At 74.4% G+C, this 9,261-nt stretch carries 9 protein-coding genes; 4 read left to right on the top strand and 5 right to left on the bottom strand.

All coding sequences use genetic code 11. The annotated features are described in order from the left end of the window. Positions 1-2,050 (bottom strand): lysylphosphatidylglycerol synthase domain-containing protein (locus FHX40_RS24680; protein ID WP_142262343.1); only part of this gene is annotated, 2,050 nt, incomplete at its 3' end. Between the two features lie 465 nt (positions 2,051-2,515). Between FHX40_RS24680 and FHX40_RS24675 the strand changes: the two genes are divergently transcribed. After that, on the top strand, positions 2,516-2,956 hold the full coding sequence (locus tag FHX40_RS24675; protein WP_142262342.1) for an RpiB/LacA/LacB family sugar-phosphate isomerase: 441 nt from the start codon (positions 2,516-2,518) through the stop codon (positions 2,954-2,956). Between the two features lie 118 nt (positions 2,957-3,074). Beyond that, a complete protein-coding gene (locus FHX40_RS24670) occupies positions 3,075-5,159 on the top strand; it encodes a molybdopterin-containing oxidoreductase family protein (RefSeq protein WP_142262341.1) in 2,085 nt (694 codons plus the stop codon). A gap of 12 nt (positions 5,160-5,171) precedes the next feature. On the opposite strand, the gene FHX40_RS24665 is transcribed toward FHX40_RS24670, so the two are convergent. Together FHX40_RS24665 and FHX40_RS26180 are read right to left on the bottom strand one after the other, a co-directional pair. Beyond that, positions 5,172-5,666, bottom strand: coding sequence for an anthrone oxygenase family protein (locus FHX40_RS24665; RefSeq protein WP_142262385.1), 495 nt, complete (start codon positions 5,664-5,666; stop codon positions 5,172-5,174). Beyond that, the gene (locus tag FHX40_RS26180; protein ID WP_306465725.1) at positions 5,663-5,890 is read right to left on the bottom strand and encodes a hypothetical protein; all 228 of its coding nucleotides are present in this window, start codon (positions 5,888-5,890) and stop codon (positions 5,663-5,665) included. Before FHX40_RS26180 ends, FHX40_RS24665 begins: the two co-directional genes overlap by 4 nt. A 175-nt stretch (positions 5,891-6,065) precedes the next feature. Between FHX40_RS26180 and FHX40_RS24655 the strand changes: the two genes are divergently transcribed. Beyond that, the gene (locus tag FHX40_RS24655; RefSeq protein WP_142262340.1) at positions 6,066-7,025 is read left to right on the top strand and encodes an AraC family transcriptional regulator; all 960 of its coding nucleotides are present in this window, start codon (positions 6,066-6,068) and stop codon (positions 7,023-7,025) included. A 71-nt stretch (positions 7,026-7,096) separates the two neighbouring features. Beyond that, complete coding sequence (locus FHX40_RS24650; protein WP_142262339.1) at positions 7,097-7,546, top strand: hypothetical protein; 450 nt, start codon at positions 7,097-7,099, stop codon at positions 7,544-7,546. 165 nt (positions 7,547-7,711) lie between these two features. Here FHX40_RS24650 and FHX40_RS25345 read toward each other — a convergent pair whose 3' ends face one another. Together FHX40_RS25345 and FHX40_RS24640 are read right to left on the bottom strand one after the other, a co-directional pair. Then, entirely contained in the window at positions 7,712-8,113 is a 402-nt protein-coding gene (locus FHX40_RS25345) for a VOC family protein (protein WP_170198988.1), read from the bottom strand. 90 nt (positions 8,114-8,203) lie between these two features. Then, positions 8,204-9,067, bottom strand: coding sequence for a class I SAM-dependent methyltransferase (locus FHX40_RS24640; RefSeq protein ID WP_229789179.1), 864 nt, complete (start codon positions 9,065-9,067; stop codon positions 8,204-8,206). Positions 9,068-9,261 lie beyond the last annotated feature (194 nt).

The raw sequence follows: 9,261 nt of genomic DNA, 5'->3' as shown, positions 1-9,261 counted from the left end.
TCTGCAGCACGTCGAGCAGCCGGGGCACGACGCCGGAGAACAGCTTGCGCAGCCGGGTGGTGAGCAGGCGGCGCAGCGGCGGTACGGCGAGCACGACGAGGATGAGCACCGCCACCGACAGCAGGGTGAACACCAGGCCCCGGGACGGGGTGAGCGTCGGCGCGGCCTGGCTGCCGGTGATGTAGCCGAACAGCAGCAGCAGCGAGATGTGCGAGACGAGGCCGATGAGCTGGGAGGCGCCCACGCTCGCCACCGCCGGACCCGGCGGTATGCCGCGTTTCTGCAGGTAGCGGGTGTTGATGGCGACCGCGCCGACCGCCGCCGGGGCGACGAGCTTGACGAACGACCCGGCGAACTGGACCATCACCGTCCGCCCGAACGGCAGCTTCTCCGGCACGAAGCCCATGAGCACCACCGCCGCGGCCACGTAGCTGAGCACGGCCGCCGCGACCGCGACCGCGGCCCAGCCCCACTGCGCGCTGCCCAGCAGGTCGCCCACGTTCACCTGGCTGAGCTGGGAGAGCAGGACGTACGCGGCGAACGCCCCGGCGATCGTGGTGACCAGGGTGCGCGGGCGGAACCGCTCGAGCCGTACCTCCTCCTCCACGGGGTGCTGCGGCCTGAGCGCGAGGATCTGCTCGCGCAGGCTCGGCAGCAGCTCCTTGGTGCGTGCGACCGCGGCCCGGGTGCCCCGGACCAGCGCGATGCGCTGCAGCAGCGGCAGCGCGCTCGCGATCGCGTCCGGCCCGAGCACGGCCACGCCGGAGGCGACCGAGCGTTCCGGCCCGACCCGCAAGCCCAGGTAGGCGAGGAGCTGGGCGATGTCGAGCCGGAGCAGCAGGTCACCGGCGGCGATCTCCCCGCTGCGGGTGTCGAGCAGCAGGATGCGGCCGTCGTTGGCGAGGTGGATGCTCTCCCCGGTCAGGTGCCGGTGCGCCAGCCGGTGGTCGTGGAAGATCCGCACCTGCTCCCAGATGCGGCGCAGCACGTCGTCGTCGAGCTCCTCGTCCGGCACCTCCTCCAGCGGACGGCTCTCGATGTGCTCGTAGGCGAGCAGCGCCGCGTCGGTGCCGATCTCCGCGGTGCCGAGCAGCCGGGGGATGTTCGCCCCGGCGGCGTGCGCCGCGTACGCCATGAGCGCCTCACGCTCCAGCTCGGCCCGCAGCGACCGGATCGCGCGGTGGCGGCTCTCGGTGTGCAGGCGGAGCCGCCGCCAGATGCGGTAGACCAGCCCGGCGACCTGCCGGTCCCGGTCGAGCACGGTGACGTCGAGGCGGCGGCCGTCGCGCAGGCCCACCACGTACCGGCGGCTGCCGAGCGTGTCGTCCTCGATCCGGCGGGCGCCCGCGGGCGCGAAGCCGAGCCGCCGCAGCGCGGCGACCACGGCGCTGCCCGGCGGCCGGGTGTTCGGGCTGCCGATGCCGTACAGGGTGGCGAAGCCGACCGCCGTGCCCACCAGCACGGAGACGATCACCCCGAGCACGGTGGCGGCGACGCCGGTGAACAGCGCGAACACGTCGATCGCCACGGCCGTCCACATCAGGGTCCGCCAGGTGGGCCTGCGGTTGATGCGCACCGCCGTGGCGTACGCGATCACCGAGGTGAGCAGCGTGTTGAGCGGCTCGACGTTGCTGCGGTTGCCGGTGAACAGCTGGTGGAGGTCGTCGGGCCCGTACGTGACGAGCCACTCGCCGAGCCCGAAGGAGACCACCATGCCGGCGATCGCGGCGATCAGCCCCTCGGCGACCCGCAGGCCGTCCCGGTGGAACACCCGCTCGACCGCGAACCCGGCCGGTACGGCGAGCACGGCGGCGCCGCCGATGAACCCGGCGAGCCCGGCGAGGAAGCCGGGCGCCCGCGCCGTGCCCTCGGTGACGTCGGACTCCAGGCCCTTGAGGGTCTCCTGGGCGATGAGCGCGAGCAGGATGACGACGGCGAGCGCGATCAGCGCGGCGAAGAAGCGCAGCGCGTCCGACGGGCGCCGCAGCCGCTGCGGGAGCAACGGCTCCACGACGAGCACGACGTCGGAGGCGGGCCGCGACTCATCCACGGGGGACCCGTTGTCCTCCGTGTGCTGCTCAGCGTCGCGTCCCTTGATGTCCGTCACCGCCAGCGGTCGTGCCCTTCCGGTGGATTTCGCCGTGCCTGGTAGTCGATCAGACGGCCCACCGTTCTCACAAGATTCACACCGATCCTCGTCCGCCGCGCCACCCCCGCCGCGCGGCGTTCCGGTCGGCCCGCCGGCCACCTCGCGGGTGCGTACGGCCCGGCCGTCACGGCCGTCCAGGTCCGCCGGGCCGGCGTCCGGCGTGGTCTCCGGCACGCGCACCGGCCGTGCGGCCACCTGCTCGCCCCCGCGGGCCGGCGCGCCGCCCGTCGTCTGCGGGTCGCCCGTCGCGATCGCCCCCCGTGATCACCAGTTCGTCACCGACTCCGTCGTCGGCCCACCCCCGAGCCGCCGCTCTCCCGGCGTCCCTCCTCCCGTTCCGCCCGGCCGGCACGGACAATCGGAGACATGCGCATCTCAGTGGCCTCCGACAGTCTCGACGGCGTGGCGTCCCAGGTCATCACCGAACTGGAGCGGCGGGGCCATACGGTCACACTCTACGGAGCATTGGCGGAGAACGACCCGCCCGATTGGGCCTGGTGCTGTTCGGCCGCGGCGCGGGACGTCGCCGAGGGCAAGGCGGACCAGGCGGTCGTGTGCTGCTGGACCGGCACCGGCGCGTCGATCGCCGCGAACAAGGTGCCGGGGGTGCGGGCCGCGCTGTGCGTGGACGCGCAGACCGCGGAGGGCGCGCGCAAGTGGAACGACGCGAACGTGCTCGCGCTGAGCCTGCGGCTGACCAGCCCGCAGCTGCTCGTGGAGATCCTCGACGCCTGGTTCGCGACCGCGCCGAGCAGCGACCCGACCGACCAGAGGAACATCGCGCACATCGCCGAGCTGGAGCGGTGACGCGGCCGTCCCGGGCGACGGCCCCGGGGCGGCCGGGTTACGGACATCCGGGGCGCACGAAATTTCATGTCCTTTCCCGTCCCGATCGGTGTCGGTGGCGACGGTTAGCCTGAGGGCCATGACGTCGGAACTCACGGTCCTCGGTGCGTGCCCGCTCGACTGCCCGGACACCTGCTCGTGGGTGGTCACGGTCCGGGACGGCGAGGCGGTCGGGCTGCGCGGCAACCCCGGGCATCCGTACACGCGCGGCGCGCTGTGCGTGAAGGTCAACCGGTACCTGGAGCAGACCCGGGCCGCCGACCGCATCCTCCACCCGATGCGCCGCGTCGGCCCCAAGGGGTCGGGGCGGTTCGAGCGCATCACCTGGGACGAGGCGCTCGCCGAGATCGCGACCCGGCTGCGCCGGATCATCGACGAGTACGGTGGCGAGGCGATCTGGCCGTACCAGGGCACGGGGTCGCTCGGCTACCTGCAGGGCGAGGAGGGCGGCGCCGGGCAGCGGCTGTGGAACGTGCTCGGGGCCTCCCGGCACGACCTCAACATCTGCTCCAAGGCGGGCGGGGTCGGGCTGCGGATGGTGAACGGCACCCCGGCGGGCATGGACCCGGAGTCGCTTGCGCTGTCCCGGCTGATCCTGCTGTGGGGCACGAACCCGCTGACCAGCGGCCACCACGTGTGGAAGTACGTCCAGCAGGCCCGGGCGAACGGCGCGTACGTGGTCGCGATCGACCCGGTGCGGACCCGGACCGCCGACCAGGCCGACGAGCATCTGCCGATCCGGCCGGGCACCGACGCCGCGCTCGCGTTCGGGCTGATCAACGTGGTGGTGTCCGAGGGCGCGGAGGACCGCGAGTTCCTTGCGGCGCACACGCTCGGCTGGGAGGAGTTCCGCGAGGAGGTCGCGAAGTTCCCGCCGGAGCGGGTCGCGGAGATCACCGGCCTGCCGGAGGCGTCGATCCGCGCGCTCGGGCTGCGGCTCGCGCACACCCGGCCCACCGGCATCCGCGCCACGATGGGGGTGCAGCGCCACTCCGGCGGCGGCGCGGCGATGCGCGCGATCGCCTGCATCCCGGGCGTGACCGGCGACTGGCGGTACCCCGGCGGGGGCGTCGCCTACTCGACGAGCGGCCACTTCCCGCTGCGCCTCGACACCCGCGAGGACCTGCTCCCCCACCCGGTGCGCACGCTGCCGATGACCCGCCTCGCCGAGGCGCTGGAGATCCCCGACCCGGTGGACGGCCTCGGCGAGACCCCGGTCAAGTGCCTGTGGGTGTACGCGGCGAACCCGCTGGCGAGCACCTCCGACCAGAACCGGGTGCGCCGCGGTCTCGCCCGCGAGGACCTGTTCACGGTGGTGATGGAGCAGTTCCCCACCGACACCGTGGACTACGCCGACATCGTGCTCCCGGCCACGATGCAGCCCGAGCACATGGACCTGCACGCCGGGTACGGCCACCTCTACCTGCTGTGGAACGAGCCCGCCGTACCCCCGGCCGGTGAGTGCGCGTCCACCACCGAGACGTTCCGCCGGGTGGCGCGGGCGATGGGCCGCACCGAGCCCTCGCTCTACGACTCCGACCTCGAGCTCGCCGAGCAGCTGCTCTCCGTCGACCACCCCGCGCTCGCCGGGATCACGCTCGACCGGCTGCGCAAGGAGGGCTGGGTACGGCTCAGCGTCCCCGACCCGTTCCTGCCGTTCGCCGAGGGCTTCCCCACGCCGTCCGGCAGGCTCGAGTTCGCCTCGTCCCGGGCCGAGGCCCTCGGGCTGGGCCGCCTGCCCCGGTACGTGCCGCCGCACTCGGCCGCCGAGGACGAGCGGTACCCGCTGACGCTGGTCACCCCGGCGCCGCACGAGTTCCTCAACAGCACGTTCGGCAACAACCCGGAGCTGCGGCGGCGGGCCAAGGACCCGCGCGTGCTGGTGAACCCGGCCGACGCGGCGGCGCGCGGCCTGCGCGACGGCGTGCGGGCGCGGGTGTTCAACCGGCACGGCGAGTTCCTCGCCGTCGTGGAGGTCAGCGACCGGGTACGGCCCGGCGTGGTCGCCTCGTTCAAGGGCCACTGGCCGAAGCTCTCGCCCGGCGGGGCGAACGTCAACGCGGTGGTCGAGGAGCGCGACGCGGACATGGGCCGCGGCCCGGTCTACCACGACAACCGGGTCGAGATCACCGCGGCCGAGGCGGAGACGGAGGAGGTCGCCTGAGGGGCCGCGGGCTCAGCCGCGGACCAGCAGGGCGATCGCGAGGCAGGCGAAGGCGGCCAGGCAGAGCAGGGTGCGCCAGGCGTGCCGGCGCACCCAGCGGGCCTCGAACGCGGCCCGCGCCGCGGCCGCCCGCGCCGGGTCGGTGCGGATCGCCGGGTCGGCGACGGCGGCGTCGAGCGCGTCGTTGAGCGGCACGTTCCCGCCGAAGGTGATCACGAGCGTGGCGCCGTACAGCAGGAACGCGGCGGCGATCCACGGCAGCGCCGGGCCGCCCGCGTGCGGCACGGCGGCGAGCCCGGTGAGCACCGCCGCGCCGGCGAACGCGGCCGCGAACCACCCGTTGCGGATCGCCCGGTTGATCTGGTGCATGGCGTCGGCGAACGCGAGATCGCCGATCCGGGCGAGGCCCGGCATCACCGCGATGGCGAACGCGGCGTAGAGCCCGGCCATGACCCCGGTGGCGATCAGCGCGCCGACGAGCGCGGCGGCCCCGAGCACGGCGGTCATGCCCACGCCCCGCTCTCCGTGGCCCGCCGGGCGTACGCGGCGCAGCCGGTGGCGGGCCTGCCGGGCGCCGCGGGCCGGGTGCGCGGGTCGTGCCGGTCGAACGGCGGCGTCCCGGCCCGGGAGCCCAGCCGTACCGCACGGCCGCGGGCGTGGAGCCGTCCGGCCACGCGGCGCCCGGTCTCGCCGGTGCCGCCCGTCACGAGCGTCAGCGTGTCGCCTGTCATGGCTCCAGTGAACGGCCGGGCGGTACGGCACGGCCATGCGTGGGACGCGCGGCCGCATATGCGTTCGTCGCACCGTTCCCGCCGTGCGTACGGTGCGTTCGTTCGCTGCGTACGCCCGTTCCGTTCGTCCGTGTTCGCACGGAGCCGCAGGAGATCACGCACGTAGACTCGGGGCATGGACGCGCTCGTTGCGCTGCTCGAGGGGCCGAGGGCGCGCGGGGCGTTCCTGGTGCGCGCGCTGGTCGATCCGCCCTGGTCGCTGCGGGTGATGGACGGGGCGCCGCTCACCCTGGTCGCGGTCGGGCGCGGGTCCGCCTGGCTGATGCGGGAGGGGGCGCCGCCGGAGCGGCTCGGCGCCGAGGACGTGGTGATCGTGCGCGGCCCCGACCCGTACGTGCTCGCCGACGACCCGGCGACCCCGCCCCAGGCGGTGATCCACCCCGGCGGCTGCGCGCGCTCACCGGCCGGCGAGGACCTGTGCGACGCGATGGACCTGGGGGTGCGCACCTGGGGGTGGTCGCGGTCGGCGGAGACGATGCTGCTCGTCGGCACCTACCGGATGCGCGACGAGGTCACCCGGCGGCTGCTGGAGGCGTTGCCGCCCGCGCTGGTGCTGCGCCGGGACGCCTGGGACCGGCGGCCGCTCGCGCTGCTGCACGACGAGATCGCCCGGGACGGCCCGGGCCAGGAGGTGCTGCTCGACCGGCTGCTCGACCTGCTGCTCGTCGCGACGCTGCGGGCGTGGTTCGCGCGGCGGGCCGACGCGGCCCCGGCGTGGTTCCGGGCGCACGCCGACCCGGTGGTGGGCACGGCGCTGCGGCTGCTGCACGAGAACCCGGCCCACCCCTGGACGGTGGCCGCGCTCGCCGCCCGGCTCGGGGTGTCGCGGGCCGCGTTCGCCCGCCGGTTCACCCGGCTCGTCGGCGAGCCGCCGATGACGTACCTCACCAACCGCCGCCTCGACCTCGCCGCCGAGCTGCTGCGCGACCCCGAGACCACGCTGGAGACGGTCGCCCGCAAGGTCGGGTACGGCACCGCGTTCGCGCTCAGCGCCGCGTTCAAGCGGGTGCGCGGGGTGAGCCCGCGGGAGCACCGCCAGGGGGCGCGTCCGGGCAGCCCCACCCCGCGACCCTGAGACGAACGCCGGGGAAGAACCAGGGTCGGTCCCCGATCCGCCGCGGCCCGGCCGGGATGCACTGTGGGGGCATGAACGAACTGACGCGACGCGACGAGATGGCCCTGTCGGGGGCGGCACTGCGGGGGGCGCCGTGGAAGGCGGCGGGCATCACCGGCGCGCTGGTCGCCGGGGTGGACGTGCTCTTCGATCTGATCGGCGGGGACGTCGACCTGAGCTGGTCGGTGGGGATGGGGATCGGTCTGTTCACGCTGATCGCGGCGATCGGGGCGGTGGCCCGGCCGGACCGGGGCGACCGGGTGACCCAGAAGGCGCGCGCCTGGTCGCTGCGGCACCCGTGGCGGTTCTCGCTCTACCCGGCGGCGGGCACGGCGATCCTGCTCTACCCGGTGCAGCTCGTGCTCGACGGCGAGGGCGTGTTCGGCGCGGCCTGGGACGCGGTCTGGGGCGGCGCGCTCGTGTACCTGATCACCGGCCTGCTCACCCTGGTCGTCCGCGGACGCACACCGTCCCCGCGCTGACCCGGCCGATGGTCAACGCGGAGACGGCACCCCACAGGCCATCCTCATCGGCCCGGCCGTGGCGGACCACGGTGAGGGCGTTTCACCCGGCGCGTCACCTGCCGCGCCGGACGCACGTCCGGCACCGCAGGCACGGGTGACGGCGATGCCGGCCCGCCGCGCCGGTCACGACGCCGGTTCGGCGGCCGCGCGCTCGGCGGGGCTGCGGCAGACGCAGAACTCGTTGCCCTCGGGGTCGAGCAGGACCATCCAGCCCGAGCCGTCCGGCCTGCGGTGATCCTCGTACGGCTTGGCGCCGAGCGCGATCAGCCGGTCGACCTCCTCGTCCCGGGTACGGCCGTCGGTGGGGACGACGTCGAGGTGGACCCGGTTCTTGGCCGTCTTGCCCTCGGGCACCCTGAGGAACAGCAGCGGCGGCTGGTGCGGCCGGTCGGGCGGCGGGTCGAGCTGGACCGCGTCGTCGCCGGGCTCGGAGTCGACCAGGGGCCATCCGGTGGCCCGGCTCCACCACTCGGCGAGGCCGTACGGGTCGGCGCAGTCGAAGGTCACGGTCAGAACCTGAATCATGAGCGCCAGTGAACTCCAACACCATCAAACTGGTCAAGGTGGTTACGGAAAACCGGACAGAAGCCCGCCGAGGACGTGCGATCGGGAACGTCAGGCGGGCACGTCCCACCAGAGGGTGACCCAGCGGGTGGGCTCGAGCGGCCACACCCCGAGCTCCTCGGCGACCCTGGCCACCTCGTCCGCCCGGGCCGGATCGAGGCAGAGCCGGCGACACGCCGACGCGGCCATCTCCTCGATCGACGCGTACAGCCGGTCGGGCGCGCGGTGGTGCTCCACCGCCACGCCGTACCCCAGCGCGCGGGCGAGCGCGACCGCGTCCGCGTAGGTGGGGGTGGCCGGCCGGCGCAGGCCGTGGAAGTGCTCCCAGAGCGGGTTGAGCCAGCTCGTGGGGTGCCGCTCGGGCATCTCCACGACCACCCGGCGGCGGGCGTGCGCGGTGAGCGCGGTGAAGAACTCCGCCAGGTCCGGCACGTTGAAGACCACGTGCGCGCACACCGCGACGTCGGCGACCGGCGTACGCCCGGCCACGTCCGGCCAGCGCCCCTCGATCACCCGCACCGGCACCCCGAGCCCTTCGGCCCGGCGGGTGAGCTCGGCCAGCATCGCGGCGGACTCGTCGACCGCGATCAGTTCCCGGGGCCGCAGCGGCAGGCTCGCCGCGCCCGTGCCCGCGCCCACGTCGAGCAGTGAACCGGGAAAACGCGTGGCGGCGGCCGCGTCCGTGGTGCCATCCTGCAGCGCCTCGCGGACGCGCCGCGCGGTGGGCCCGACCGGCCGGGCGATCGCCTGGTCGGTACGGCGGGCGAACCGGGCGACGTTGTGCCCCCACGGGCTCTCCGGCGCCGCGGCGATGATCTCGTCGGGGATCGCCCAGGCGGCGAGCTCCCTCCGCCAGCGTTCGGCCACCTCGGCCGGATCCGCATCCCGATGCCCGGCGCCGCGTGTTGCGTCCATGCCCCGGATACTAGGCTCCCCGCGCCCGCCATCCCGGCCTGCCGCGACGATCACCCGCATGTGAGCTTTGTCATCATTCATCCCGTTATCGGCGACTTGAGCGCGGAGTCAAAAGAATCTAGTTTTCCCCCGGTTACCAGCGGGTAGCATCGTCGGTACAGTTACTGACCAGTACGTAACTTAGCCGTCCCCTG

Source organism: Thermopolyspora flexuosa, assembly GCF_006716785.1.
Classification (GTDB): domain Bacteria; phylum Actinomycetota; class Actinomycetes; order Streptosporangiales; family Streptosporangiaceae; genus Thermopolyspora; species Thermopolyspora flexuosa.
The sequence above is the reverse complement of the archived record's forward strand: the minus strand, read 5'-3'. Positions and strand labels throughout refer to the sequence as shown.